General features: G+C 38.4%; 30 protein-coding genes. 14 read left to right on the top strand and 16 right to left on the bottom strand.

The features are described 5' to 3' along the window. Positions 1-265: 265 nt before the first annotated feature. The gene (locus ABTP35_RS06545; protein ID WP_375334498.1) at positions 266-757 is read right to left on the bottom strand and encodes a helix-turn-helix domain-containing protein; all 492 of its coding nucleotides are present in this window, start codon (positions 755-757) and stop codon (positions 266-268) included. 301 nt (positions 758-1,058) lie between these two features. After that, positions 1,059-1,733 (bottom strand): N-acetylmuramoyl-L-alanine amidase, encoded by a 675-nt coding sequence (locus ABTP35_RS06540; protein ID WP_375334497.1) that lies wholly within the window; start codon positions 1,731-1,733, stop codon positions 1,059-1,061. Positions 1,734-1,854: 121 nt separating this feature from the next. Between ABTP35_RS06540 and ABTP35_RS06535 the strand changes: the two genes are divergently transcribed. After that, positions 1,855-2,700, top strand: a complete 846-nt coding sequence (locus tag ABTP35_RS06535) for a BfmA/BtgA family mobilization protein (RefSeq protein ID WP_375334496.1) — start codon at positions 1,855-1,857, stop codon at positions 2,698-2,700. Further along, positions 2,690-3,028, top strand: coding sequence for a DUF5712 family protein (locus ABTP35_RS06530; RefSeq protein ID WP_375334495.1), 339 nt, complete (start codon positions 2,690-2,692; stop codon positions 3,026-3,028). The genes ABTP35_RS06535 and ABTP35_RS06530 overlap by 11 nt, the downstream gene beginning before the upstream one ends. A gap of 52 nt (positions 3,029-3,080) precedes the next feature. On the opposite strand, the gene istB is transcribed toward ABTP35_RS06530, so the two are convergent. Continuing rightward, positions 3,081-3,812, bottom strand: a complete 732-nt coding sequence (gene istB / locus ABTP35_RS06525) for an IS21-like element helper ATPase IstB (protein ID WP_127136804.1) — start codon at positions 3,810-3,812, stop codon at positions 3,081-3,083. A gap of 20 nt (positions 3,813-3,832) precedes the next feature. Further along, entirely contained in the window at positions 3,833-5,356 is a 1,524-nt protein-coding gene (gene istA / locus ABTP35_RS06520; RefSeq protein ID WP_375334494.1) for an IS21 family transposase, read from the bottom strand. Positions 5,357-5,456: 100 nt separating this feature from the next. Here istA and ABTP35_RS06515 point away from each other — a divergent pair, with 100 nt between their 5' ends. The 8 genes from ABTP35_RS06515 to ABTP35_RS06480 all read left to right on the top strand — a co-directional run bounded on the left by ABTP35_RS06515 (position 5,457) and on the right by ABTP35_RS06480 (position 11,347). Then, positions 5,457-7,481, top strand: coding sequence for a DNA topoisomerase (locus ABTP35_RS06515; protein ID WP_375334493.1), 2,025 nt, complete (start codon positions 5,457-5,459; stop codon positions 7,479-7,481). Between the two features lie 68 nt (positions 7,482-7,549). Continuing rightward, complete coding sequence (locus ABTP35_RS06510; RefSeq protein ID WP_375334492.1) at positions 7,550-7,882, top strand: hypothetical protein; 333 nt, start codon at positions 7,550-7,552, stop codon at positions 7,880-7,882. Positions 7,883-7,926: 44 nt separating this feature from the next. Continuing rightward, a complete protein-coding gene (locus ABTP35_RS06505; protein ID WP_375334491.1) occupies positions 7,927-8,685 on the top strand; it encodes a ParA family protein in 759 nt (252 codons plus the stop codon). A gap of 2 nt (positions 8,686-8,687) precedes the next feature. Then, positions 8,688-9,005: a hypothetical protein gene (locus ABTP35_RS06500; RefSeq protein ID WP_375334490.1), complete on the top strand. Its 318-nt coding sequence runs from the start codon at positions 8,688-8,690 to the stop codon at positions 9,003-9,005. 312 nt (positions 9,006-9,317) lie between these two features. After that, positions 9,318-9,641 carry a hypothetical protein gene (locus ABTP35_RS06495; protein WP_375334489.1) on the top strand — a complete coding sequence of 108 codons (324 nt, stop codon included), beginning with the start codon at positions 9,318-9,320 and terminating at the stop codon, positions 9,639-9,641. 209 nt (positions 9,642-9,850) lie between these two features. Further along, positions 9,851-10,069 carry a hypothetical protein gene (locus tag ABTP35_RS06490; RefSeq protein WP_375334488.1) on the top strand — a complete coding sequence of 73 codons (219 nt, stop codon included), beginning with the start codon at positions 9,851-9,853 and terminating at the stop codon, positions 10,067-10,069. Positions 10,070-10,229: 160 nt separating this feature from the next. Next, complete coding sequence (locus tag ABTP35_RS06485; protein WP_199913404.1) at positions 10,230-10,496, top strand: transposase; 267 nt, start codon at positions 10,230-10,232, stop codon at positions 10,494-10,496. Between the two features lie 20 nt (positions 10,497-10,516). After that, a complete protein-coding gene (locus tag ABTP35_RS06480; RefSeq protein ID WP_375334426.1) occupies positions 10,517-11,347 on the top strand; it encodes an IS3 family transposase in 831 nt (276 codons plus the stop codon). Between the two features lie 368 nt (positions 11,348-11,715). On the opposite strand, the gene ABTP35_RS06475 is transcribed toward ABTP35_RS06480, so the two are convergent. The 4 genes from ABTP35_RS06475 to ABTP35_RS06460 all read right to left on the bottom strand — a co-directional run bounded on the left by ABTP35_RS06475 (position 11,716) and on the right by ABTP35_RS06460 (position 15,774). Continuing rightward, complete coding sequence (locus ABTP35_RS06475) at positions 11,716-13,266, bottom strand: tetratricopeptide repeat protein (protein ID WP_375334487.1); 1,551 nt, start codon at positions 13,264-13,266, stop codon at positions 11,716-11,718. Positions 13,267-13,459: 193 nt separating this feature from the next. Further along, positions 13,460-13,894 (bottom strand): hypothetical protein, encoded by a 435-nt coding sequence (locus ABTP35_RS06470; protein WP_375334486.1) that lies wholly within the window; start codon positions 13,892-13,894, stop codon positions 13,460-13,462. Between the two features lie 158 nt (positions 13,895-14,052). After that, the gene (locus ABTP35_RS06465; RefSeq protein WP_375334485.1) at positions 14,053-14,835 is read right to left on the bottom strand and encodes a hypothetical protein; all 783 of its coding nucleotides are present in this window, start codon (positions 14,833-14,835) and stop codon (positions 14,053-14,055) included. 156 nt (positions 14,836-14,991) lie between these two features. Continuing rightward, positions 14,992-15,774 (bottom strand): hypothetical protein, encoded by a 783-nt coding sequence (locus ABTP35_RS06460; RefSeq protein WP_375334485.1) that lies wholly within the window; start codon positions 15,772-15,774, stop codon positions 14,992-14,994. A 1,173-nt stretch (positions 15,775-16,947) separates the two neighbouring features. Between ABTP35_RS06460 and ABTP35_RS06455 the strand changes: the two genes are divergently transcribed. From ABTP35_RS06455 to ABTP35_RS06440, 4 genes are all read left to right on the top strand, one after another. Then, entirely contained in the window at positions 16,948-17,322 is a 375-nt protein-coding gene (locus tag ABTP35_RS06455; RefSeq protein WP_375334484.1) for a single-stranded DNA-binding protein, read from the top strand. Positions 17,323-17,406: 84 nt separating this feature from the next. Continuing rightward, positions 17,407-17,598: a hypothetical protein gene (locus ABTP35_RS06450; RefSeq protein ID WP_375334483.1), complete on the top strand. Its 192-nt coding sequence runs from the start codon at positions 17,407-17,409 to the stop codon at positions 17,596-17,598. Positions 17,599-17,805: 207 nt separating this feature from the next. Next, on the top strand, positions 17,806-18,045 hold the full coding sequence (locus tag ABTP35_RS06445) for a hypothetical protein (protein WP_375334482.1): 240 nt from the start codon (positions 17,806-17,808) through the stop codon (positions 18,043-18,045). A gap of 8 nt (positions 18,046-18,053) precedes the next feature. Continuing rightward, positions 18,054-18,332, top strand: coding sequence for a type II toxin-antitoxin system YafQ family toxin (locus ABTP35_RS06440; RefSeq protein ID WP_375334481.1), 279 nt, complete (start codon positions 18,054-18,056; stop codon positions 18,330-18,332). Positions 18,333-18,369: 37 nt separating this feature from the next. Here ABTP35_RS06440 and ABTP35_RS06435 read toward each other — a convergent pair whose 3' ends face one another. The 8 genes from ABTP35_RS06435 to ABTP35_RS06400 form a co-directional block, all read right to left on the bottom strand. Further along, positions 18,370-18,696 carry a hypothetical protein gene (locus ABTP35_RS06435; protein ID WP_375334480.1) on the bottom strand — a complete coding sequence of 109 codons (327 nt, stop codon included), beginning with the start codon at positions 18,694-18,696 and terminating at the stop codon, positions 18,370-18,372. 9 nt (positions 18,697-18,705) lie between these two features. Beyond that, positions 18,706-19,833 (bottom strand): hypothetical protein, encoded by a 1,128-nt coding sequence (locus tag ABTP35_RS06430; RefSeq protein ID WP_375334479.1) that lies wholly within the window; start codon positions 19,831-19,833, stop codon positions 18,706-18,708. Between the two features lie 16 nt (positions 19,834-19,849). Further along, complete coding sequence (locus ABTP35_RS06425) at positions 19,850-20,158, bottom strand: helix-turn-helix domain-containing protein (protein ID WP_375334478.1); 309 nt, start codon at positions 20,156-20,158, stop codon at positions 19,850-19,852. A gap of 46 nt (positions 20,159-20,204) precedes the next feature. Beyond that, positions 20,205-21,437 (bottom strand): tyrosine-type recombinase/integrase, encoded by a 1,233-nt coding sequence (locus ABTP35_RS06420; RefSeq protein WP_375334477.1) that lies wholly within the window; start codon positions 21,435-21,437, stop codon positions 20,205-20,207. A 390-nt stretch (positions 21,438-21,827) separates the two neighbouring features. Then, positions 21,828-23,240 carry an alkaline phosphatase gene (locus ABTP35_RS06415; protein WP_293298159.1) on the bottom strand — a complete coding sequence of 471 codons (1,413 nt, stop codon included), beginning with the start codon at positions 23,238-23,240 and terminating at the stop codon, positions 21,828-21,830. Positions 23,241-23,264: 24 nt separating this feature from the next. Then, positions 23,265-23,702 (bottom strand): hypothetical protein, encoded by a 438-nt coding sequence (locus ABTP35_RS06410; protein ID WP_224836008.1) that lies wholly within the window; start codon positions 23,700-23,702, stop codon positions 23,265-23,267. Then, positions 23,692-25,026, bottom strand: coding sequence for an ABC transporter permease (locus ABTP35_RS06405; protein WP_252080967.1), 1,335 nt, complete (start codon positions 25,024-25,026; stop codon positions 23,692-23,694). The genes ABTP35_RS06410 and ABTP35_RS06405 overlap by 11 nt, the downstream gene beginning before the upstream one ends. Beyond that, entirely contained in the window at positions 25,023-25,652 is a 630-nt protein-coding gene (locus ABTP35_RS06400) for an ATP-binding cassette domain-containing protein (protein WP_293298164.1), read from the bottom strand. The genes ABTP35_RS06405 and ABTP35_RS06400 overlap by 4 nt, the downstream gene beginning before the upstream one ends. Positions 25,653-25,661 lie beyond the last annotated feature (9 nt).

Genomic DNA, 25,661 nt, shown 5'->3' with positions numbered 1-25,661 from the left:
ACCAATGAATTTAGTGTTAAAATCATCTTTCAAGTGGTTGTAATTCCATCACTTATTTTGGGAGCGTATTACATAGGGAAAAAAAGCAAGGGAGATGAAAGATGATTTATTGAATGAAGCATTGCTGTTTGAAATGCATAAAAACTCATACACAAAAAAAGAAAGAGAAATCATTAAGAAGAGGATACTGGCAAAGTGTAAAAAAGTTATGAAACAATCCTGCAAGATATTTATTCAATCAATGGATGATATAACCAATTTGTAATCAAGGGCTCTCACCATCATTTTTTTCATCAGAAAACAAAGGCTTTTCGCTTTTCCTTTCCAATAATAATGCAGCTGTTACAGCTTCCAAGCGTTCTAATCTTTTTGTATAATCTGTACCTTTTAGTCTAGCAGAAGCTTCAAATATTAAAGTTTTAAAACCATCTAGGTTTTTAAATAAATCCAACCTGTCTTGAATAAATGAAACGAGATGAGTAGGTTCTATGCTTTCTAATTCTGGAAGTAAGTGCTTTTTTTTGGAGATATCCGGACTTGACTCATTCTTAGTTAAACTTAATCGTTTGTCAAAGAAACTATTTAAATCAAAGTTATTGTCAATTAGAAATTGAATATAATTATTTGGCACAAACTTCTTTTTGCCAGATTCCATTCTTGAAACTTCATTTTGTAAAGTTCCAAGTATCTCGGCAACTTCGGCTTGATTTAAACCTAAAATTTCTCTAACCTGTTTTATTTTTTCATGAATCTCCAACAGTTAAATATTGTAAAAAACAATATATTGTTTTGTATTTATGGTAAAAAACAATAATATTGTTTAGTTAATAATCACTAAGGAGTTCTTATCCAACTCCGTTTATAAAAAAGGGAGGAGTAATCAGCTCCTCCCACTTATCAAATAATCACATCTAGGAACTCGTCAAAATACCTAGTATGAAAAATTGAAGGTATAAAATTTTACCTAATCTGCCCAATTCTTGAATCCTGAAAACTTTTGTCTAACAATCCAGATTCAAGGATTGGGATTTCTTAAAACTTGATATTGATGTAAACCATCATATACCAAAGTAATCCATGATACTTTTGGAAACCGTCAAAGAAATCCCTTTGATTCCCTTTTTGGAATTTAGATAAGATGATTCTTCTTGATTGGAGAAAAAACCCATTTCAACAAGTATACTTGGAACATAAGAAATTGACTCCCGGAGGACCTGTAGATTTGACCTTAGAACACCTCGTGATTTATAGTTCAATTTCTGCTCTAAATTTTTATCTAAAAGCAATCCAAATCGTGCTGCCGAATGGAGGTTGAATCTAGCGTTCTCAACACCTGTTTTTTGGAGGTAAATTTCTGCCCCCTGGGCAATCGAATTTGGATTGTGGTTACAATGCAATGAAATGAACAAATCCGCATCTGAAATCTTAGCGTACAATGGCCTTCTTTTTAATGGTAAAAACACATCTGTATCACGAGTTAAAATCACTTTTATATCCGGGGCGTATTTGTTTAAATACAACTTCACATATTTTGCGACGAACAAATTAATGTCCTTTTCATATCTGCCATTTTTGTCAATGGTTCCTGTGTCGTGTCCACCGTGCCCGGCATCTATTACGACAGTATAGATTTTTTCGTTTTGTCGAACATTATCCAAAGTGAAGCTTTGCGCTGTAAGTATAGTTTTTAGACCGAGGAACATTAATCCAGATACCCAATATTTTGTATTCATTTTAAAGGTGGTTTAATTCAAAAAAAAGCTTCAATAATCCGAAAAAGGGTTTTCCGTTTTCTTGAAGCAAAGCGAGAGAAAAAAGGAAAGCGAGATGGAATCGGGGAACCCCCGATACGAATTGTTGCATTTTTTCTCTCGCTTTTTTTTTCTTTTCATTGTTTTAAAGGGTTATCAAATACAAAAATATGTGGTGTTGGTTAATTTTTATGCCACATTCGTCAATTCAAAAGTGGCATTCGTCAATTCATACCCTCAATTTCAAATAGTTAAATATAGATTTATGCCACAAAATGAGCCACAATCTATGTCTGATTATCATAATATACGTGTACGGAAGATTAATAAGGAAAAGATAAAACTGTTGGCGAAACGTTCGGGAAAAAGCGAAACCGAATACGCTAATAGAATGATTTTATATATCTATAATTCGGGTCTTGATATTTTCACTGAAATATCCCCAAACGTTCCCGATATGCTCAAAGCTATGGATAGGAGAATCGTTTCATTTCTTAAAAAAAGAGAGCAGGATTTTTTTGTTCCCATGCAAAATTCATTTCGGGAAATGATACGGGTCCATAATCAAACGCTCCAAACTTTGGACATACTCCACCCTGGAGAAATTGGCTTCAAAAAGAACGAAAAAAAAGAAGTTGAGAACACAAAAGAAAAAGGTTTTATCATACCCAAAAACAATGACCTAAAAGCAACAGATATCGTTGTGCCGGAAGATGATAAAACCAAGGTAGAACCAGAACAAAAAAACAGCTCGTTTTCTGCAACTGAAAGAGATAATTTTTTACAACGAATCGAACGTGCCGAAAAGGAGAAAGAAACCTTTGAAAAAGAGCTTAAATATTTATTGAAAAACTTAGAGTCTAACAAGAGTATTTCTGGGCCTAAATTTACCTGTAACCTACCGCAAAAAGAGATAGACAGAATCAAACATTTGGTAGATGGTTATTAAAGTTCACAACCCTAAACATTCTGTTGGAAAAAATACGGGTTCTGTGGCCAACTTGGTAGATTATCTGGAAAAGGAAAATGCAGGGATGAAAGTTCATGAAATGGAAGAATTTTTTAATCATGATGGTGATTTTCATACTGCCGCAGAAGTTGAAAAAGCCATTGATGGCAATAAAGGAAAACTGGCCAATAATGAAACCAAATTTTATATGATAACGGTAAATCCTTCCAAACAAGAACTAGAACATTTGGCAATGCAAAATGATAGAATACCGAAGTTTGAACGAGTGTGGATAGGGCGGTCAATGTATACCACCTGCGGCGGATGAAAGTGAGCAGTGCAAATCAAGTGCACGAGATCGACTCATTTTGGTGCTGAAGTTAACGTTTATTTTTAATTTTTTTTCTCATTGATTCCCCTTTTATGTCCACCCTGTGAGCCGAGTGCACCAGCCGGTCAAGGATGGCGTCGGCGATCGTTTTTTCACCGATGACATCGTGCCATGCCTCCACGGGCAGTTGTGAGGCTATAATGGTGGACCTTTTGCCGTGCCTGTCCTCTATGATCTCCATCAAAGAGTGCCTGTTGATGTTGTCCAATGGTTTTAGGCCAAAGTCATCCAGTATGAGCAGGTCCTGTTTTTCAAGTTTTCCAATGAATTTTAGATAGGACCCGTCCGCCTTTGAGGTTTTGAGCAAGGTAAAGAGTTTGGCCGTGTTGAAGTACATGGTCCTGTGCCCCATTGAGCAGGCCTGGTGCCCGATGGCGGAGGCCAGATAGCTCTTGCCGACCCCGGTGCTCCCGGTAATGAGCATATTTTCACCCTTGCGTATAAATCCACAGGAGGCGTAGCGCTGTATCCTGTTCCTGTCGATGTTCCTTCCAGGGCCGTAATCGATGGCCTCCATAACGGCACCGTACCTGAACCTTGCGGCCTTTGTCAGGCGCTCGATCTTGCGGTTGTGCCTATCGTCCCATTCGGACTGTACCAGATAGGCCACCAGTTCATCGTTGGTATAGTCCATGCTCTCGGGCGAGAGGCTGGTGTCAAAGGCCCTGAGCATCCCGTGGAGCCTGAGCTGTTTCATCTGTTCCAATGTCTTTGTGTTCATGTTGTCTGTTTTAATGTTTGTCATTTATAATAGTTTCCTCCCCTGATGTTATCGTGGTCCGGGACCTCGGAGGTATCCTCCGGGTCGTCCTCCAGGGTGTCCCACCCTTTTTTCAGTATCCGCTCCACCATGCTGTAATTATAGGCCCCATAGTCCGATGCCCGCCTGCAGGCATTGTCCAGCCGTTGGTTGCCGACCTTCTTGGCCAGGTGCAGTATGCCCATGCAGGATTTATAGGATTGTTCCGGATGTTGTTTCTTGTCGAGTATCCCGATGATGTACCCCTTGCAGTTCTCGCCGATGTGCGCGGCCCAGGAGATGAACTTCTCGCTGCTCCATTCGCTGACGAACCTGTGGTGGGAGGGCATATGTTCCGCTGCGGTGGTATAGCCGTAGCGTTGCCTCTTTCTTTCATGGACGGCCAAACGTTCGTGCCTGTGGTATATCTCCACGAAGCTGTCCGTGTAGACGATCTTCACCTGTTTGCCGATGTGCCTGTAGGGAACACTGTAGTAGTGCTTGTCCCTGCCAAGGTAGATATGGCTGTTCTTGTGGACCGTTCCCTTTGCATAAGATCTTATCTCATATCGTTTCAAGGGAAGGGGACCGAGCTCCGGCACCTCCACTTCCCGGAAGAGGGAACACCTGGAGTATTCCCTTCCCCTGAAGGAAATATTGTTATGGGCCCTTAGCAGTTCCAGGATGGCCCTGTTGATCTCGCCCACACTGTGGAAGGTGCTGTTGCGCAAAGGGGCGAACACCCTGGTATAGACAATGCGCACCGCGTTCTCCACGATGGCCTTGTCCCTTGGCCTGTAGGCCCTTGTCGGCAGCACGGCGGTATCGTAATGCTCCGCAAAATCGGCAAAGGCCTCGTTGACCTTCGGCTCGTAACTGCTGCTCTTGGTGACTGCCGACTTCAGGTTGTCGGTCACCAGGGCACGGGGGACCCCGCCATAGAACCACAGTGCGTTCTCGGTACATCGCATGAAGTCCTCCAGTTTCTGGCTCCGACAGGCCTCCACGTAGGTGTAATGGCTGCTGCCCAGTACGCACAGGTATACCTCGAGTTCCTGGATCTCTCCCGTATATTTGTCCGTTATATGGAGCTTTTTGCCCGTAAAATCGATGAAGAGCTTGTCGCCCGCCTTATGGGTGAAGTGCATCACTGGCGATGTCTCCTTTGTCCATTCACGGTACCAGTACCTGAACTGGGAGAGCTTGAACCCGTCTGGGTGCTTCGCATAATACTCTTCCCAGAGCAACTGGCGCGTGACCCCCGTTTTGCGGAGTTCCTTGTCAAAATAAGGGAAGTACCGCTCTAAGGTCCTCAGCTGTTCGCTCTTGGGCTTTTGGTCCGCCTTGAAGAGCCTGTGGATCTCCTCCAGGGTCATCTCCGAGACCTCGTAGGGCGTCAGCCTGTAGCACTTGAAGAACTCGATGTACTTGGCCACCGTGTTGCGGGAGATGCCAAGTTCCTTGCTGATCCGTCGCTTGCTGGCCCCCTCGCCGTACAATTTGTAAATCCTTTTTGCCTTTCGCATATCTATCTGTTTGTTCGCCATGGTCTTTTTTACAAAAGAAACCATCGCAACACTCAAATAGAATCGATCTTTTTAGTGGCTCACTTTCATCCGCCCCACTATGCTCACTTTGGTCCGCCGCGGGTGGCTCACTTTGACCCGCCGAAGGTGGTATACTATGCCCGTTTTTTGCACTATGCCCGAAGCTTATGGATTTGAAAAATGGTCTTTGGACCATTTGCCCATAATGCCAAATCCTTTTAAACTTCAAGTTACCAATCAACCCCATATCCAAAAACAATTCAATGTTGTAAAAACCCTTTTTCAACTATCCCGCCAAATCATCGTGGCCACAGATGCCGGAAGAGAGGGGGAATTGATTTATCGCTATATCCATCAATTGGTACAACCGCCTAAACATGTTCCTATAAAAAGGCTCTGGGTTTCAGATATGACAGAAACGACAATTAAAAAAGGCTTGGCCGAGCTTCGCCCCATTGCTGAATTTGACCGCCTATATCATGCGGCCAAAGCAAGGAGCGAAGCGGATTGGTTGGTGGGCATCAATTTTACCCAAGGCTATACCCTTGCTAGTAAAAAATCAAAGGCACTTTCCATTGGCAGGGTGCAAACCGCTACCCTACGTTTGATTGTTGATAGATTCAAAGAAAATAAGGAATTTAAACCGTCGCCTTTTTATGTTCCTAAGATAACCCTAGAAGATTCTAGCGTTCCTTTTGAACTTTTGTGTGAGCATAAATTTAAAGATAGGGGGGAGGCACAAAAAATAGTTGAAGGACAACAGGGCAAAACCAGTCCTGAAATTGTAAGGGAAGATAAAACTAATAATGAAGCACCCCCTTTGCCATATGACCTTACTACCTTGCAGAGAACGGCCAACAAAGTGTATAAATACACCGCTCAACAAACCTTGGATGTCGTACAGGCCTTGTATGAAAAACATAAGGCTTTAACTTATCCAAGGACGGACAGCCAATATTTGGCCACGAACCAAAAGGAAGATGTTTCCAAGATTTTTAAAGGATTGCAAAACTTTAAAATCCAAGCGGTACAAACCCAAGATTTACAGGCTGAATGTATTGCTAATATTGCTGAAAACCCCGTATTCAACAATGGGAAAATAACAGACCATCATGCTATTATCCCTACTGGAACAGCTATTGATTTGGATAGTTTAAACGAGGCTGAAAGAAATATCTTTTTGATGGTGGTACAACGGTTTTTCCAGTCTTTTCTTTCCCCGTGTACCAAAGCGAATAGAAAATTGTTCACTGTTTTAAACGGGTATCAATTTTCGGCAAGTTCCAATCAAGTGATCAAGAAAGGATGGAGGGTACTTTCCCTTGAACCTCAAAAAGAAATTGCTTTGCCTGAAATTGAGATGGGAGAGAAACGAACTATTGTTGAAACTGCTGTGCATGAGGGTATGACCAAACCACTACCCTTGTTTTCAGATAGTTCCCTCCTGGGGATAATGGAAACCGCTGGAAAACTGGTTAAAGAAAAGAGCCTAAGGGAGAGCCTAAAGGAAAGGGGATTGGGTACTCCTGCAACAAGGGCGTCCATTATTGAAACCCTCATAAAAAGAGAGTATATCACAAGAAAGAGTGCTAAACTCATTCCTACCCAAATAGGAACTGCCTTAATTGATTCTATTAGGGAACTGTCCATTTGTTCCCCTGAACTTACAGGAGAATGGGAATACAAGTTGAAACAATTGGAGCGCAACGAAATACGCTATGAAGATTTTATAGGTCAAATCCGGGAGTTTGTTAAAACCACTTTCCCTGAAGTTGTCGAATCGGCAAAAAAAATAGCCGATATACAGACACCCGAGGAAAAGGCCAGAAACCTTTCCCTGGGGAAGTGTCCAAAATGCCAAGCCGGGGAGGTGCGAAAAGGAAAGAAATCGTATTACTGCTCCAACTGGAACCAAGACCCTAAATGCGATTTTACCATTTGGATTACATCATTCAATAAAAGACTGAACGATACCATTGTTAAAGCGCTTATTGTCAAGGGCACAACAAAGAAACTTAAAGGCTTTAAATCCAAAGGGGGAAAAACTTACCAGGCAAAACTCATGTTGGACGAAAACAAAAAGCTAAAACTGTCCTTTGAATAATGATTTCCTTTAAATCCTAGCATTTTCAAATCATAAAAAAATCAAATAATCATTAAAACTCGTCAAAAATGAAAAATGTATCTCAAATCAAAAAAGAAGAAATCCATTTTAATCCTTTCGGAAACTTAGGCTTTCAGGTGAGTGAGAATCTAAAACAGTTTTGTCATTCAAAACTCAATTTTGCTGTTATGGCCTATGTAGGACTTCGATGCCTTGAATATCAAAATGACCTATTCGTTCTTTTAGTGCCGGAAGATGATTGCCTCCATATCGGAATATTGAATTCAGATTATCAAGATGTGGAAGAGGTTCACATAAAAGGTGTGCGCCATATAGGGAAAGATGTAAACCTCTTTTATTCCAAACAAAAATTCATGTTTGTAAGTGAAATTCCTATGTAACAGCAATATTATATTGTAAATAATTAATTTTAATAGTAAATTACATGAAAGTCATAGCTATAAGTAATCAAAAGGGGGGAGTGGCTAAAACAACAACCTGTCTCAATCTTGCTGCGTATTTTGCCAGGAAGCATAGTGTGTTGATCATTGATTGTGATAAACAGGCCAACCTGACCAAGAACATAGGAGTGGAGCAACCAAGGACTACCATCAATGAATTGTTTCAAAAAAAATCGTTTGATGTTTTGAATGTCAGGAAAAATCTTGATCTTATTCCTAGTTCGATTGATTTTGCAGGGATTGATCTATTGATACAAGGAGAACTTTCCAGGGAAACCATTTTGAACAAGGCCATTAAAAAGCTCGGAGATAACTACGATTATATTTTTTTGGACTGTCCTCCGGATATGAATTTGGTCACCGTCAATGCCTTGACCGCTGCGGACTATGTTATTATCCCAGTACAAGCTTCACAGTTCAGTATGGACGGGGTTAATATTATGATTGAGTTTATAGGTGGTGTTCGAGATAGTTTAAACGAGAACCTCTCTTTACTCGGAATTTTGGTTACCCATTATGATGAAAGACTGAAAATCAGTAAAAGTATTGAACAGGACTTTAAAGAGAACCAATGGGAGGGAGCATTGTTTAATACAAGGATTCGACGTAACACTGCTATTGAAAACTCACAGCACAAGGATAACCGAATGACTATCTTTGAGTATGACCAAAAAAGCCCTGGTGCTATTGATTATACCAAACTGGGAAAGGAAGTCTCAACTAAAATAAAAAAGTACAATTAGATATGTCATTAGATGATTTGCTACCGCAGAATAGAGGAAAAAAAAATTCAACCAAAGCAACTAAAGATAAGAGTAATCGCAGACCAGGTCGCCCCGGAAAGGATAAACCTCAAATGAACATTACCATTAGACATGATGTTTCTACAAAAGTCTTATTGGAAAAGATTCAAAAGGTAAGGGAGTTGACGGAACCACAGAAAGTCTCACAAGGAGATATTGTAAGGGAGGCCTTGAATCTTTTAGCCGAACAAATGGATCTACCTAAGAAAGAGAAGAAATACGCACAGTTTATGAGGTTTATCGAAGAGAAATATCAATAGTTATAAATGTCCAAATCTCAATCATCAAATTAAAAAGTGTTGAAATGTGACTACTGCGATACAGACCCCGGACTGAAACCCAACTCCATTGTTTGGAAAGGTTTTTTGGATAATGACACCAAACAATATGTTTGTTTTAGCTGTAAACAGCTTCACTATCACGAAAAGTTAAAAACTGGTCACGCTCATAAGTACACCGAATTTCCCGTTATTGTTCCCATACCATTTGCTTATCCCTAACGGCCATGATTTATCAGGTTAATAAGTGTTCCAGTATAGATGAAAACACATTATTAACCTAATCTTTTGATCATGGCAGATACCAAACAAAACAAAGACAAATACGAAACCTTCCAAAGTACCTGGTGCAATATTCCAATTATCGTAAAATACTCAAAGGACTATTGGGCCTCTGTTGGGGTGAGCCATTTGGAAGTCCACGCAGAAGAACCCCTGCCCATTACTGAAACTGGCTATCGCTCCATTTGGATAACACCCGGGCAACTCGATGGAACGACCCCTGTCGATTTTGTGCTTTCCGGCCTTGATGAGCTCAGCGGTTCAAAAAAATGGAAATCCTATCTCGAAAACAAGAGGCAGGAAGAAATCGCAAAGACACAATTGAGCCTTTTTTAAAGGCTTTGGTTCTAAAGCGGTGTTCGCAGTGCTCGCGTATCAATCAATCAATCGTTTTCCAAAATTACGCCCGTGCAATGTTCCCATCATAAGACTACGGCATAAACCAGGATCCTTCGGCTCTCTTATTTATTCCGTTTCCTTATGAGCTGAAATTCCACTAACACGAATCTTCCGCAAAACGATTGTTTAATTTAAAATCTAATCTTATGAAAACAACAGAATTAGCGGAACAAGTGGACAACTTGCCGAAAAAGCAGAAAATGGCTATCTTGGGTATCATTGACCTTAAAGTCGAAAATGATATGGAAAAAGTGCTGCACAAATTGGACACGATGGGAAACAAAATATCGGTCATTTACTGGCTGATAGGTGCCTTGGCGGTATTCCTTACCTCACTAATAACCGTCTATCAATTTTTAGGGTAGCCCTCGGGCTACTTTTTTTATTTCGTTTGTCATGGTTTTTGGTCCAAAAACACACGCCAAAACCCTTTGAAAAAAAGTAAGTTTACCGGAAGTGTAACCCTCCCTAAAAGTCGGACTGGTCTGAATTAGACAAAAAGTTTAATTTTAACAGTCAGATATTATGAAGAGAACCAAGTTTACCGAGAGCCAGATCGTATCCTGCATCAAGCAGCACGAATCAGGGGTCAAAGTGGACCAGATCTGTAGGGATATGGGCATCCACAAGGCCACATTTTACAATTGGAAGAAACGATATTCGGGGATGGACAGCCTCGAGCTCAAGCGCCTGAAGGAACTTGAGGAGGAGAACCGCAAGCTCAAGCAGATGTATGCGGACATGGCCCTTGACAACAAGATGCTCAAGGACGTGCTCTCAAAAAAGTGGTAGGCTCCGGTGAGAGGAAAAACATGGTGGCCTACCTAGGGGAATATTACAGGGTAAGCATCACCAGGGCCTGCAGGACATTGACGTTCCCAAAATCGATGTACTATTACCGCTCCGTGAAAGATGACAGTGAGGTGATCGACAAGTTGCTGGAGCTTTCCGTGGCCAAGCCAAGGGAAGGACAGGACAAATACTATCAGCGGATAAGACTGGAAGGCCATAAATGGAACAAGAAGCGGGTCAGACGGGTATACCTGATGCTGGGCCTGAACTTGAGGAGAAAGACCAAAAAGAGGGTGCCCAAGCGGGTCAAGGAGCCCTTGGTGCTGCCCGATGGTCCGAACATGACATGGTCCATGGACTTCATGAGCGATTCATTGGTGCACGGGAGAAGGTTCAGGACCTTCAACATCATCGATGACTTCAACAGGAAGGCCATCGGCGTTGAGGCCGAGTTCAGTTTCCCTGCCATGGGCGTGGTACAGGTATTGAAGAGGGCCATCGGGGAACACGGTAGGCCCGAAAAGGTCAGGGTGGACAACGGGCCCGAGTTCCTTGCGCTCGATTTCACGAGATGGTGCGGGGCCCAAGGGATAGATATCCAGTACACACAGCCGGGAAGGCCCATGCAGAACGGGTTCATTGAACGGTTCAACCGTACCTACAGACAGGATGTACTTGATGCACATCTGTTCGAGGATATTTCACAGGTACGCATATTGACCGAGGAATGGATAAAGGATTACAACATGAAACGGCCACACGAGGCCCTGGGTGGGATAACCCCGGAACGCTATGAAAAGGAATTCTCTTCCAAGCAAGCTTGCTTGGAAGAACAAACAAAAGTTGTCTAACCAATGGTCCGAGAAAAGGGAGGGTTACAGAAGATTTCCACTTTCAATTTGTAAGGGGATATTCTCCGATATCCGAAAAGGCTGTAAGTATTTGCCGACTCGAACGGGAATTTCATCGAGTTGATTAATGATTAAAAACCTTTTTTGTTGAAAATCAGGGACAGATACCCAAGGGGCGGGAATTGCGGAGCAATGTAGCTACTTGGTTGAGGCCGGAGGCTTTCAAGATCCGTCCCAAGGGTTTGGTGTATGGCTCGTTGCGGAAAATCATAGCTGATTTTCCGCCGTAACCGAAAGATAGCAAATTGCAATGAATTCCGATTAGGAATTCAGCCGCAATGAGCTATACACATTGTTACCTGCTGGCTTTATTCCTTTAGTAGTTCTAATCTGTCAATTGAATTTTGATTTTTTGGATTTAATTCCAAAGACTTTTTATAATTCAAAATGGCTTTTTGATATTCCTTATTGTAAAAATACGCTTCGGCTAAACTGTCGTATAAATTTGCTGATTTTGGATAAATATGTAAGGCTAACAAAAGGACATTATATCCTTGCTCTTTCTTTTTAGGATTAAACGACAATCGCAGTCCTAACATATTTAGCATTCCTTCTTGAAGTTCAAGATTTGGATGTTTAGCAATTGTTCTTTTGTATAACGAGATTAAATCTTGATAGTCTTGTTTGAATACTAAATCATTGAAATCTTGATATGTAAAATCTTTTTCGATAGCTTTTTTCTTTTGTTTGGAAATCAAACTTTCGGAAAATCCGTTTGAAACAGGCTTATTTTCAATGAAAGCAATCGCCTTTTCGTCATTATTAAGTGTTGCATTTAGGAACTGCAAAGTATGTTGACAAAGCAAATTGTAAGAAGCCATAATTTTTTCATCACTCTTATCTTGTCTTTTATCTCTATTAGCAAATAAGACACCAAAAGAACTAAAATAAGAATGCGTTAGGTCGTGAAATCTATATCTGTAAATGTTGCTATACTCCAAAGAATCGTATAATTGAAATTTGTAGTTCAAATCTTCAGGTATTTTGTCTGAGGTTAGAATTTCTTTCGGAATCTCTTTTTGAGCAAAATGGATATATGGAATGGAAAACTTATCTAAATTAAAATAAGGTGACTTTTCCAAAACAGCATAATTGTATCTTTCTGTTCCATCCAAACTTACAATGGCACTTATTTCTTCGTGTTTCATAATCGTTATAGCATTCGCCAATCCACCAAAACTGAATCCCATTAATGCCACTTTTCCCGAATCGATATTATCGTAGTTGTGAATTTCTTTTAGAAGGAATTCTACATCTCTAGATTGTGTTTCCATATCTTTTGTAGTTCCGCCTTCTAACCACCGTGTATCTGTTCCTCTTGAAGGACTTGATATTATTACGAAACCGTTACTTGCTAAATATTCAAATAACGCAAAATTTTCAATTGACGAAGCTTGGTAACTTGGTGCATAAACTACAACTGGAAATTTTCCGTCCAAAAAAGTTGTATTTGAAAAAGCATCAACTTTTTCTGAAAGATGAGCTTTATTTTCTGGCGTGTTCCATAAATACGGAAACCAATCCAACAGAAAGTAATTTGGTAAATTTTTCCATTCTTCCTCTTCTTTTAAAATCTCTAAATAGTTTAAAACTGCTAATTGCTCAGAATTATTATCCTTTATTTTGGCAGGATACCAAATACTTATAGGGATTGGTCTTTTGATGAGTTGGTTGCTAAACTCATTATGAATTCTATAAGTTCTGGTACTATCGTTAACTGTATAATGTTTAAAGCCTACTTTATATTTTCCTGCTTTAAGTCCAATTTCTTTCAAGGATGTCTGTCCGTAAGATACTGTTGATAGTAATAACACTGTAATAAATATTATTAATCTCATTTCTTTTGAATTAGTGTCCATATTAAAGTTGTCCTATTTTAAGAAATGTTACAGTGCTTTTTTCAGCTTGCAGGTAACGGTCACGTATAACCGTCAGTTACGGGTTTTAAGTTAGTTATTTTTCGGTTTGGCACTGACGTTAGCAATTCCGAGTGGATTCGGACGTAGTCGAATCCGCCGTAATTGCGGTTATACATTGTTGCCCACAGTTTTTTCATTCCGTTTTGATTATTTTATATTCAAAGCGATTTCCTAATAACCAACCCCATTTTCTTCTGAAATAAGAGTTTTTCATTTTAGTTATTCGTTTACCTTTTTTCGTAAGTGGATAAATCCGATTATTTTCCATTTCGAGAATTCGAGTTTGTGTCGGTTTTTTCAAAGTGGAAATGCTGTCTTTCAAACTCATCGTTTCAGGATAAACTGAAAATATATAATGGTCTAAAATTAACTTATTTTCCGCTATTTTATAAATTCCGTATTCACTCCAGCTTAAATCATATTCATTCGTCCATTTGAATGTACTGTCAGGATAAAGTTCAATAGTTTCAATCAAAAAAGTATTTTTTAAAATTCCTTTATATACAATAGTTTCCTGAGCAAATATATTGGCAGTATTCAGTAATGTTAGTAAGAATAATATTTTCAAAGTGATTTTTTTCAAATTGTGGGCAACGGTCTCGGCTATGAGTAGTTGTGTGGTTTAGCACGAAATTTTGCAAGTACACACCAAACTGAAAATCCGCGAGGATTTTCAGAAGTATGCGAGAACAAGCAATTACTTATAGCCATTGTTGTACACAGTATTTATTTACTTAATTCTATTTGAAATTTTGTCGCATTAAATGCTGCTTGTAAACCTCTTAAATTGGATTCCGACTTATTTTTCTCAAATAATTCAGTTACGTATTCAGTTTGTTTAGTCACATTTTCATTCTCTTTTTGAAAAATATGGTATTTCAATAAAATTAAATTCGCCATAATTTTATCTGAAATACTTATATCGCTTTGGTTTAAGTATTCATTTATTGTGCTTTCTATCTCGGAATCGTTTTCAGATAGTTCATCGAATAAGTAAGCATTAGCCAAGTCAGATTTATTCATAGTTGAGTAATCGTTTTGGTCAGACATATCTTTTCGGTAAGTCATTTTGTTCCCATTAAGAAAATACCATCTGGTGTAGGAATCATTTTCCATTTTGATTTCTTTTTCAAAAGCTTTTTTCTTTACAGTCCAATTTGTGAAAGCAATCAAAAGTTCAGTTCCGTCATCTTTCTTTAAAATGGCAAATCGAATCAAGTAATTTCTTTTCCCAGGTTTTTCAATTTCGACGTCTAATTTGTTTTCTACTGAAACATATTTTTTAAGAGCTTCTAAAATAGAAGAAACATCTTCGGGACTTGCTTCTGGAAATAGATTTTCTCTTAAAAACAAATCGATGTATAGATAATGAGTTAAATAAAAATCATCCATTTTTAGGTAATTAGCCTCTGTTAAATGGTCTGTTTTAATATTAATTTTTTCCGATTGAGAATATCCAAAATTTGTGAATATTGCTAAAAGTAAAAGGGTGATTATTTTTCTATTCATTCTGGTGGTTTATATTGTGTACAACGGTCTCGGCTATGAGTAGTTGTGTGGTTTAGCACGAAATTTTGCAAGTACACACCAAACTGAAAATCCGCGAGGATTTTCAGAAGTATGCGAGAACAAGCAATTACTTATAGCCATTGTTGTACACAGTATTTATTTACTTAATTCTATTTGAAATTTTGTCGCATTAAATGCTGCTTGTAAACCTCTTAAATTGGATTCCGACTTATTTTTCTCAAATAATTCAGTTACGTATTCAGTTTGTTTAGTCACATTTTCATTCTCTTTTTGAAAAATATGGTATTTCAATAAAATTAAATTCGCCATAATTTTATCTGAAATACTTATATCGCTTTGGTTTAAGTATTCATTTATTGTGCTTTCTATCTCGGAATCGTTTTCAGATAGTTCATCGAATAAGTAAGCATTAGCCAAGTCAGATTTATTCATAGTTGAGTAATCGTTTTGGTCAGACATATCTTTTCGGTAAGTCATTTTGTTCCCATTAAGAAAATACCATCTGGTGTAGGAATCATTTTCCATTTTGATTTCTTTTTCAAAAGCTTTTTTCTTTACAGTCCAATTTGTGAAAGCAATCAAAAGTTCAGTTCCGTCATCTTTCTTTAAAATGGCAAATCGAATCAAGTAATTTCTTTTCCCAGGTTTTTCAATTTCGACGTCTAATTTGTTTTCTACTGAAACATATTTTTTAAGAGCTTCTAAAATAGAAGAAACATCTTCGGGACTTGCTTCTGGAAATAGATTTTCTCTTAAAAACAAATCGATGTATAGATAATGAGTTAAATAAAAATCATCCATTTTTAGGTAATTAGCCTCTGTTAAATGGTCTGTTTTAATATTAATTTTTTCCGATTGAGAATATCCAAAATTTGTGAATATTGCTAAAAGTAAAAGGGTGATTATTTTTCTATTCATTCTGGTGGTTTATATTGTGTACAACTTGTTTATATACGGAACTTTACTCGGTATATACATCCAATACGGATAGCTATGCCAAGTTTTGTAATATTTTATTCGGTTTAGTTCCCTTTGTTTATTTGAACTTGTATAAATGTAGGAATTTTCTAGTTGTTAAAAATTGGGTTTTCGTTGAAAAGAGAGAATAGTGGTCAATTATTATTGAGAAATAGAACTTTAATATTAGGGTTATAAAGGGTCCAAATGGAAACCAAATAAGTTCACCGAAAAAGTAAACTCTTTAGAAATAGTAAACTTGTTTTATACTGAAAGTTCAATAAAGCGATAGGTAACTTATACTTTTTAAAATGATGCTTATCCTTTTCGGTCATCACAAAATACCGCCAAAACCCTTGGGTCTTGTCTAACATCTTTGCTAGACGCCCTGTAATATGTTCCAATTAGAGGTAAGCCAATTACTTCAAGTATCATCCATTCCCCTGCGGAAGTTGCGTGTTCTTACCGCCTCCAGAAATCCTCGTGTGCCGTAAACCCGGCAACCCTCGAAGCCTTTCGCCTTTTATCACCACAACCCCCTCGGGAACGCTCACAACCGTATTTTCGTGCAAGCACTCTATACCCTTGTTTTTTGCCTATGCATTTACTTCGTAAGCTGAACAAAACCTAAAAGAGGAATCAAGGGATTGTCACGTTCGGCCCTGAGGGGTGATCCTGTCATGGTTCCGTGAACGGAACCCTTTCAGGGCCCATCTTTGCCGTACAGGGCAAAGACCATCACTACAACCCTTTCCAACGTTAATGTGTTGGCTTCTTGTTCCAATAGGGGAATCATCTTTCCATCGACGGCAAATGTAGCCTGCTGCTTTATGTGTCCTACAATGGTTTTCCTGAAAATCGGGCATCCCACTTACCAGGGGAACCCACCACGATTTTAAGGTACGGTCGCAAGCTTCCAAAACCCTTTTGCCCCCATGCACCAGTCAATTGGTATGGCATCGACGGGGTGATTGATTCCCCCCAATGGGAAGCACAACGCTCTATGGGGCTCAAGATATCTTGATAGGATAGGATTTTAACATTTAAAAGATGTATTAAATGCAATATAATATTGTATATATTAAAATTAATGTGTATATTTAATATATCAAATAATCATTTAATTATCTAGTTATGAGTAATTTAAAAAACAAAGTTCAATTAATCGGAAATGTAGGTGGAAACCCTGAAAACATCCAATTTGAGAATGAAAACACCAAATTGGTAAAGTTCTCATTAGCAACCAATGAAACTTACAAAAACGCACAAGGTGAAAAAGTAACAGACACCGAATGGCATAATATTATTGCCTGGGGTAAAACTGCCCAGTTTGTGGAAAAGCACCTAACCAAAGGAAAGCATATTGCTTTGGAAGGTAAGCTTAAAACTAGGTCGTACGAAACAGAAAGCGGAGAGAAAAGATATATTACGGAAGTTGTTGCTAGAGATATTGTTTTCTTGTCTGCTAGAGAGGATGGTTCGGAAGAACCATCTAATGAAGAAGAATAATTCCGTTGTTCTTTGTTTAGGGAGAGTAACCCCACTCTCCCTTTTATCATCAAGTATTTCAAATAATCACTTAACAATAATATTATGAACTCGTCAAAACACCCAATTTTAACCAAGGTAAGAATAGCAACCCTTCGTTTTATCAGTCCTTCATTTAAGACCTTTGAAAATCAGTATAAAACTATTAAAGATAATCCTGAAGCTTTCTTTAGAGATGGGGAACGAGAATTTTCAAAAAAAGAAAGGGCTTACCTGAAATTGATAAGGGGGTATTAACTCCCTTTTTTTTTCGCGACGCCTTTGTCATAGTTTTTAATCAAAAACATACGCCAAAGCCAAAGTGTCCGCCCTTTGGTTCCCATGGTTATTTCAAGGTTCTTGTCTCAAAAACCCACCCTAGAACCCAATTTAATTCAAATGTATATCAATATGATATCATATTGATATTTATTGTATATTTGTATCAACCATAACAGTGAAAAAGTGACTACTAAAACTAAAAAGCAAGTTCCGTTGAGGCTTGATGTGGACCTATTTGATATGGCCATGGAAAAAGCTAAAGCTGAAAACAGAAGCTTCAACAATTATGTTGAAAACCTTCTTTTTAAAGATGTTGGGAATGTACCTAACGAAGAAACGAAAAAAGCTATTGAGGAAGCAATGGCTGGTAGCAATTTGGAAAAAATCACTGATATTGATGCATTGATGGATTCCGTGAAATAGGATTAATAATGTTTGAATTGGAAATGACCACCAAATTTAAAAAGGACCTAAAAAAGGTGGGTAAGGGAACTAACAATGAATTGATAGGGGCAACATTAAAACTTTTGGAAGCTAGGGGTATCAAAGGTATCCCAAAAGAAATGAAGCCCCATAAATTAAAGGGTGAATACAAGAACAATTGGGAATTTCACCTTAAACCTGACCTTTTGATTATATGTGTCCAGTTCGTATCTCCAAATGTTATCCGTTTAATAAGAATAGGATCCCATTCTGAACTTTTTAAATAGGGCTTTCTTAATTCATTAAAATTTAATCATTACTATTTTACTCCTCTGTTAGGGTTAAATCTCTAAATCGAATGAATTTGTCTTTAAGTATATGAAATTGGACCATTTCAATATCCGAATCGTATCTGGGGTTTGTAATATCACTGGAAAGAATTTCATTTTCACCCAACTTGTACCATATGGCCTTTGAGCTTAATTCTTCTAACCCTTTAAGAATTAAAGTTTCATCAAATCCGGAAACATCTAATTCAATTTGAAAAAAATACCGGTCTATTACTTTAAGACTCTCGTGCCCATTTGTAAAATTTTTACGTACGTAATTCTTTAATAATCCAACAATTACATTGTTGTTTTTTAAATACATTGATTAAATCTAATTAGAGTATTTCTGTTTCCCATACTCAAAAACAATACCATAAAGAAAGCCTGGGACATTTTCAATTTTCCGATGATCAGCTCTTTTGAGTTCGCCAAAATATCTATTGTTATAGGAATCTCTTTTGGCAACTAAATTACTTGTGATTCGATTTACAATGGTTTTATAATCGAAGTTCAAAACGATTTTAAACCTTTGTTTTTCTGATAGCCCATAAGGACTCAAATATTTGAAGGCTCTTTGTTGTTCTTCAGTCAGTGAAATCAACTCATTTTCATATTCAACTCTTATCAAAATACTTCTTATTGGTCTACCTCTTGTCGTAAAATAGTTCTTTCCGGATTTTGTAATAGAAATTCCAATGCCCTCGTTATTGTCTATTTCCTTTAGCCATTTGTTTAGCAGTGCCCTTAAATTTTTCCATCCATTGGTGCCTTTATATGCTGTTTGGACAAATTCTTGTCCAACAATTTGAAAAATTTGTTCCTGATGGCTTAAAGTCTTCTTGTCCTGTAGATATCCATACCCAAGCATTAAATAGAGCTCATCTTTCGAAAATTCGTAGGTATACTTTTTTAATCTTCGATATTGAAGCAACTTTTCAAACAACTTTTTGGTTTGACTCTCCTTAAATTCAATATAAGTTTTCGGGTAATAGGATATGTATTTATCATATTCAGGATACCCAAGTTGAAAGAGTTCTTTTATCAATTTATTATCCTTAAAATGTCCCTCCTCCAGCTTATTGATATAAAAAAGGGGCAGGACATCATCAATAATTGAAACCTTTAAAACAAAGTCTTTGTTTTCAGTAAACTCTACTGAACATCTACTGAATAAATTGTATACTGAATATAATGTATCTCCTTTATGGTATTTAAAGGTTACTTTGGATTTAATAAGATCGTCTGTTATTTCTTTGTAATGACTAAGTCGTATGGAGTCCAAACATTGTCCTTTAGCTTCAAAATAGGGTATAAGATTAATAGAAAAATCTGATTTGATTTCCTTTTGTATGGATGTAAGGTGTTGTACCAACATTATAAAGTCCTTTTGGATGGGGCTAAAATCGTAGTATGCATCTACAAACCGCATAGGCTGCAGCACTTTTTTAGATTTGTTCATGATTTTAGGATTTGATTTAATCTCTTGGAACCCTTCCAAGCTTGTGATTGTTTCTGGCCAGATTCAACAATTCTTTTTTGGAGTAAAAAATGGAACGATTGATTTGATAGTAAGGGACGGTCCCATTCTTTTTCCATTTAATCAAGCTTTGGACAGAAACTCCTAAAAAGGCTGCAGCTTCATTTTGGGTTAGTCGATCATCCTCAGGAGTTACATCGATATCTGATATCAATTCATTCCTTCGAACTTTCTCGATTACTACTTGAATTAATCTTTCCAAGTCATCTTTGGAATAGGCATAAAGAACAACATTTGAATGTTTCATTTTTGACGAGTTTTAATGATTATTAATTATTTGATATTGCTTTAGTTTATAATTTGTCCCAGGTATTATTCATTTCATTGCGTTTAAAATCTTCTGCTATTTTTAGATATTTCATAAAGGAGACATCATCCTTGTGTCCTGTAATATTTTTTAGAACTCTTTCATTCATTCCCAAAATCAGACTATTGGTTACAAAGGTTTTTCTGGCAGTATGGCTAGTAATGAGAGAGTATTTTGGTGCCGTTTTATCTATTCGCTTTTGACCTACATATCTGGTTATATTTATAGGTTGGTCCATACCAATTTCTTCGCAGCATTCCTTGATATATTGATTGAACTTTTGACCGGAGATTCGAGGTAATGGTTCATACACAGTGCCCGTATATTTTTTCAATATTTTTTTGGCCATTTTGTTCAACGGAATCCTGTGATCCGTTCTTTTTGATTTCTGAATGGTCAATTGGATATGGTCTTCAAATATATTTGAGTTCTGGAGCGTACTTAAATCGGAAAACCTTAGCCCTGTAAAACAACCAAAACAATAGATATCTCTCACAGCAGAAAGTCTCCTTGACTCAAAGTCATGATGATAAAGGGTCATTAATTCATCTATGGTTAAGAAAATAACCTCGATATTATCTTCAGTTCTTTTAAACTTCCTGAATTCAACATTGTTATGATACTCTCTATCCAAAGCCCAGTTCATGAATGTTTTTATAAACGCAATTAGTTTACTGTAATAATTATTCATGGTATTGCGCTTCAGAAAAGCATAATCCCGGAAGGTTTCTAAAAACACTTGATCAATGCTTTCAAACCCTAACCCAAATCCTGTTGCATTTTCAAAATCTTTAATAAATTGAATACAGGAATTATATTTCTTAATAGTACTATGTGCACGGACCGCTCTATGTGTATAGACAAATTCATCCAATGCGCTAAATAAATCCATTGCAACTTTCGAAGAAGTTTTATTGTCCAGGCAATTGATTATATCATCTTTTGACAGGGATTTTCCAGCAATAAGGGATTGCCGATACAAAGCTTTTACCTTAGCATCTATTTCATCCAAGATAAAATTATACTCAAGGTGGAAATTATAGGGTTCATTTTTAAGATTAGTTTTTATTCTTTCATTTTGCCAATCTTTCGGTAAAACCCTTACCGAAGGGACCATTTTACGAATTATCAATGAGTTGTATGAAATAATCAAACGAACTGGAGCCAGTCCTTTCTTATTGATATTTTCATGCCTAAGATTAAAAGAAATGTGTAACATTCTTTAACTCTTTAAATTCAGAATTAATTTAAATTTCTATTAAAGAGGTTGAATGTCTATTAAATTGGGGTTGGAATTGGGGTTAGAAACCATATTAAAACTTAATGGCACAAATTAAACCAAACCCATTATAAGTCTAATGACTTCAAATATAGTGGTTTAAAATGAACTAAATTATTCTAAATGAAAAAGATAGCTCAGGTGGGACCACGGAAAACCTCTCTAAGTCTTTGATTTGGAGGGGTTTTGTTTTTCTAATACTCGGCTTTATATTTAACGACCTAGTTACTGGGAAATCCTGCAGGATACCCCGATAGGACAAAGGAAGTCAAAGTCCCATCGGTTGTATTCCAAACAAGAATTATTCTTTTCAGGTTTTGCCCTACATCCTTAGAAGTTGTTTTCCACCTCTGCTGCTTCCAGCATTAGGAAATGTAGGTCCGTATTTTTTATAAAGGGATTCAATAATTCGCTACCGGGGCCGTACATGGCCAATTCCACATAATCTGCGGAGTGTTGCATACTTATCCAGCCTACGGAGGTGTGCTTTTTCTGGATTTCCGCCAACGCGTTGAACGGAAGGTTCCTAGGATTGTACCACCCGTCCTTGGGTTTTAAGGAGGTATAATAGCTCAGCAAGGTTTTCGCCTCTTCGTCCGTCAATGCAAATCCATTGGCAAATTCCACTCGCTCCTTTAAGTTGCTCACGGATGTTTCCTTGCCGATACCGTTCAAGATCCATTCATTGGTATGTTTGTAGTTTTGAACGGTATCAAAATTATCGTTGGCATTTTTTCCATAAATGAGCCCTGGGTTGGCATTGCCATGATCGGTAGTTATGATAACCAAAGTGTCTCCATCTTTTTCAGCAAAATCCATGGCAACCTGCACGGCTTCATCAAAGGCGACTTGATCATATAGCAGACCGGCAATATCGTTGGCATGTGCTGCCCAATCCACTTTTCCGGCTTCTACTTGTAGGGTGAATCCTTTTGGACTGTCGGACAGGTTTTCTATGGCTTTTTGAGTCATTTCCGCCAAACTTGGAATATTTTCCATGAGTTCTTTGTTGCTTTCCCTATCCTTGGTGTAGGCCAGGCCATTGTCCGAAAACACACCAAGGATTTGTTGATGGGCCGGTGCGGACATCATTTCTTCTCTGGACCGTGCCACCACATACCCTTTGTTTGCAAAGGCGCGGTACATATCTTTTTTGTCCTTTCGTTTTTCGGCATCAAAATATTCGTTGCCTCCCCCCATTAACACATCAAACCCATGCTCCAAGTATTTTTCCGCTATGGATGCTTGGTCGTTTCTGGATTTTTCGTTCACGCAAAAGCCCGCGGGAGTGGCATGTGTAATGGGCACGGTTGTAACGCATCCGGTCTTTTTTCCTGCGGATTTAAATTTTTGCCAAATAGGAAGGTGCTGCTCACCATTTACGCCGTAGTTTATTCCTCCGTTGTTTATTCTGGCACCTCCTCCCCAAGAAGAGCTAGCAGCAGCGGAATCGGTTACCATGGAATTGGCCGAGGCCATGTCCATTAGTGCACGGTTCACCTTATTTTCCCGGTACAGGTTTAGCCAATTGCTGCCTTTTCCCGTTTTTCTGGAGAGGTAAAGGTCGGCCATGTTCAGGGTACCCGTGCTCATCCCGTCGCTCACCAATAAGATGATGTTCTTGGCTTTTTTTCTTTTCCATTCACTCTCAAGGTCCGACGCCCTTACCGTTTCAAATGGTGTAAAAATCGAGGCGCCTACGGCTGTTAAGGCCCCGTTTCTAAAAAACTTTCTTCTGTTCATTTTTGATTATTATGTTGTGATAGGTTAATTCATTTTTTGAGCTACGGCATCGGTAAGGATGTAGTTAAAGTGCTGAACATCGTCAGCGTTCAACTTTAGAGTCCCGGTTACGTAAAGTACATCGTCGGTATTAAAATTGGGCTTGGACCTAAACTCGAGCTCCATGGCTGTTTCCGGCCCTCCCATTCCACAGAAAAAACAAGAAGCCATTGGGTTTTTGGACAAGATGAACAATTTGCCACTAGGGTCAATGTTCAAAAAGTATCCTGTAATGGCCACTTTTTTGCCCTCGAGAGATTTCATGTGGTCGCTAAATTCCGGGTAAAGAAAGTTTTGATCATAAGCAGGAAAAAACTTTTCTGTATAATCGATACGGGCCAAATCCCACCAATTTATTTCGGTTTGTGAAAAACAGAACGTTGTGGACAATAGAAAAAAGGCAATAATTATGTTATTTCTCATGGCTCAATATTTTTGATATATTCATTTTAATGATAGGGTTAATAGCAAGTAGAATGGAAAAAAGAACCATTAACAAAACCAATACAGCGGTTTTGAACAATTCTTGGAATCCAAGCTCAAGCGGCATTTTTTGTTTGTATTGATCGGTTATCATCTCAAATATGAAATAAATCCCTATTTGCGATAAAAGTACACCAATAACAAAAGCAATAAGGGAAATCAACAATCCTTCGTAGGCCACCATTTTGATCAACTGAAAAGTATTGGCGCCGTAGCTCCGCATAAGTGCGAGATCAAAAGCGCGATCACGGACCATGCGGTACAGACTTATAAAAATGGTAATACAGGAAATTACGAGGATGGCATAGGCTATCCAGGTAATGGTTTTTACACCGACACCAGTAAATTGATAGAGTCGCTCCAGTTCAAATTTTGGAAGTGCCGCTTGCATGTTCGTGTTTTCGTTGATGGTTCGGGGAGTGGTCAAAAGTGCCATCGGATTCCGAAATGAAATCAACATAGAAGTGATTTCTTTTTCGTGCTCCTCTTGATGTCCGTGTTCCGTTTCCTGTTCGTGCCCTTCATGTTCATGTTCTTCTTCATGTTCGTGTTCATGTCCTTCCTCATCATGATGGTGTTCTCCCTCTTCATGGTGGTGCTTCTCTTGTTCTACCACCCCTCCTTCCTTTGAATAACTTGGCTCTGATTCGTGATCGTGCACATCCCAAACAGTCTGTAGTCCGGTAATGATCAATCGGTCCATAACCTTGTGGGTGGGCTCGTAAATTCCGACCACTTTTAAAAGGTCGTTGTGGGCATGCCCGCCTGTTTCTGCCAAGCCATGCGAGCTTTGAAATGTATCGCCGATCCACAGACCGGTAGCATCGGCAATTGTTGCACCAATGGCAACTTCCATTGGTTTTTCCGGGTTTTTCCCTTCTTTTAGTATTGCATTGTAAAGAGCGGTAAATTCTGGGGTTGTCCCTACAATCCTGTATCCCATATAATTATCGCCGTAAGAAATGGGCACGCCTTTTTCTATCATAGGGTTTTTCAATAATTTCTTGGCTTCTTCATAAGGAATATTGCCTGTAGGATTGTCTATATGGAGCACGGAGGCGAGAACCAATTGCAATGGGCTGCCTTTTGCACCAACTACCATATCTATATCCCCTAAACTATTTTCCATTTGTTTGCGGAAGGATGTATCCAACTGCTGGATTCCGACAAGTAGGGCAATACTAACGGAAAGGATCAAAATGCCCAAGAAAGTATATAGAGGCTTGTACCTAAAGTTTTTTACACTGATTTTCCAAATGTTCATAGTTCCAAGGTTTTGTTGAACAATGGTTTAATGCGCTGGTCGTGGGTAATTACAATCAAATTGGCATTGTTGGCGTCCGCTTGCTCAATTAAAAGTCGCATCACCTTTTTACAATTTGTATCGTCTAGGCTAGAGGTGGGCTCATCGGCCAAAACAAGTTGTGGGCGGTGCACTATGGCCATGGCTATGCCCAACCGCTGCAGCTGTCCCTTACTGAGTTCCCTCACTTTTTTGTTTTTACACATTTCAATATCTAGATGCTCCAGCAAATCTTTGATCACGGTTTTGGAAATGGTTTTTTTGGCAAAAAACAGTCTTGCCTCCAAGTTTTCCATAACGCTCAAAGATTGTACCGCATGGTTGTTTTGAAAAACAAGGCCGATATTTTGACCTCTAAATTTATCCAACTGTTTGTTGGTTAGTTTTTGAATATCTACATCATCTATGTGTATACTTCCATCCGATGGAGAGAGCAGACCCGCCAAAAGATGTAAAAGTGTGGTTTTCCCGATGCCAGACTTTCCCAAGATCAAAAGATTTTGGTTTTTGCTCAATGTGATGTCGGGGAACTCGAAGATGGTGTTGTCGTTATCGTATTTAAATTTAAGATTGTTGGTTTGTATCATACTACATGG

Origin of the sequence: Flagellimonas alginilytica (assembly GCF_042134605.1) — a bacterium.
GTDB classification, from domain to species: Bacteria; Bacteroidota; Bacteroidia; order Flavobacteriales; family Flavobacteriaceae; genus Flagellimonas; species Flagellimonas alginolytica.
The sequence above is the reverse complement of the archived record's forward strand: the minus strand, read 5'-3'. Positions and strand labels throughout refer to the sequence as shown.

What these genes read in the sequence shown, in the direction of transcription:
- ABTP35_RS06420 (WP_375334477.1), bottom strand. Translation starts at nt 21,437, where the DNA reads ATGTTACACATTTCTTTTAATCTTAGGCATGAAAATATCAATAAGAAA.
- istB (WP_127136804.1), bottom strand. Translation starts at nt 3,812, where the DNA reads ATGAACACAAAGACATTGGAACAGATGAAACAGCTCAGGCTCCACGGG.
- ABTP35_RS06495 (WP_375334489.1), top strand. Translation starts at nt 9,318, where the DNA reads ATGGCAGATACCAAACAAAACAAAGACAAATACGAAACCTTCCAAAGT.
- ABTP35_RS06455 (WP_375334484.1), top strand. Translation starts at nt 16,948, where the DNA reads ATGAGTAATTTAAAAAACAAAGTTCAATTAATCGGAAATGTAGGTGGA.
- ABTP35_RS06465 (WP_375334485.1), bottom strand. Translation starts at nt 14,835, where the DNA reads ATGAATAGAAAAATAATCACCCTTTTACTTTTAGCAATATTCACAAAT.
- ABTP35_RS06480 (WP_375334426.1), top strand. Translation starts at nt 10,517, where the DNA reads ATGGTGGCCTACCTAGGGGAATATTACAGGGTAAGCATCACCAGGGCC.
- istA (WP_375334494.1), bottom strand. Translation starts at nt 5,356, where the DNA reads ATGCGAAAGGCAAAAAGGATTTACAAATTGTACGGCGAGGGGGCCAGC.
- ABTP35_RS06405 (WP_252080967.1), bottom strand. Translation starts at nt 25,026, where the DNA reads ATGAACATTTGGAAAATCAGTGTAAAAAACTTTAGGTACAAGCCTCTA.
- ABTP35_RS06515 (WP_375334493.1), top strand. Translation starts at nt 5,457, where the DNA reads ATGCTCACTTTGGTCCGCCGCGGGTGGCTCACTTTGACCCGCCGAAGG.
- ABTP35_RS06475 (WP_375334487.1), bottom strand. Translation starts at nt 13,266, where the DNA reads ATGGACACTAATTCAAAAGAAATGAGATTAATAATATTTATTACAGTG.
- ABTP35_RS06500 (WP_375334490.1), top strand. Translation starts at nt 8,688, where the DNA reads ATGTCATTAGATGATTTGCTACCGCAGAATAGAGGAAAAAAAAATTCA.
- ABTP35_RS06490 (WP_375334488.1), top strand. Translation starts at nt 9,851, where the DNA reads ATGAAAACAACAGAATTAGCGGAACAAGTGGACAACTTGCCGAAAAAG.
- ABTP35_RS06430 (WP_375334479.1), bottom strand. Translation starts at nt 19,833, where the DNA reads ATGAACAAATCTAAAAAAGTGCTGCAGCCTATGCGGTTTGTAGATGCA.
- ABTP35_RS06425 (WP_375334478.1), bottom strand. Translation starts at nt 20,158, where the DNA reads ATGAAACATTCAAATGTTGTTCTTTATGCCTATTCCAAAGATGACTTG.
- ABTP35_RS06505 (WP_375334491.1), top strand. Translation starts at nt 7,927, where the DNA reads ATGAAAGTCATAGCTATAAGTAATCAAAAGGGGGGAGTGGCTAAAACA.
- ABTP35_RS06435 (WP_375334480.1), bottom strand. Translation starts at nt 18,696, where the DNA reads ATGTATTTAAAAAACAACAATGTAATTGTTGGATTATTAAAGAATTAC.
- ABTP35_RS06485 (WP_199913404.1), top strand. Translation starts at nt 10,230, where the DNA reads ATGAAGAGAACCAAGTTTACCGAGAGCCAGATCGTATCCTGCATCAAG.
- ABTP35_RS06415 (WP_293298159.1), bottom strand. Translation starts at nt 23,240, where the DNA reads ATGAACAGAAGAAAGTTTTTTAGAAACGGGGCCTTAACAGCCGTAGGC.
- ABTP35_RS06460 (WP_375334485.1), bottom strand. Translation starts at nt 15,774, where the DNA reads ATGAATAGAAAAATAATCACCCTTTTACTTTTAGCAATATTCACAAAT.
- ABTP35_RS06540 (WP_375334497.1), bottom strand. Translation starts at nt 1,733, where the DNA reads ATGAATACAAAATATTGGGTATCTGGATTAATGTTCCTCGGTCTAAAA.
- ABTP35_RS06450 (WP_375334483.1), top strand. Translation starts at nt 17,407, where the DNA reads ATGAACTCGTCAAAACACCCAATTTTAACCAAGGTAAGAATAGCAACC.
- ABTP35_RS06530 (WP_375334495.1), top strand. Translation starts at nt 2,690, where the DNA reads ATGGTTATTAAAGTTCACAACCCTAAACATTCTGTTGGAAAAAATACG.
- ABTP35_RS06410 (WP_224836008.1), bottom strand. Translation starts at nt 23,702, where the DNA reads ATGAGAAATAACATAATTATTGCCTTTTTTCTATTGTCCACAACGTTC.
- ABTP35_RS06400 (WP_293298164.1), bottom strand. Translation starts at nt 25,652, where the DNA reads ATGATACAAACCAACAATCTTAAATTTAAATACGATAACGACAACACC.
- ABTP35_RS06510 (WP_375334492.1), top strand. Translation starts at nt 7,550, where the DNA reads ATGAAAAATGTATCTCAAATCAAAAAAGAAGAAATCCATTTTAATCCT.
- ABTP35_RS06440 (WP_375334481.1), top strand. Translation starts at nt 18,054, where the DNA reads ATGTTTGAATTGGAAATGACCACCAAATTTAAAAAGGACCTAAAAAAG.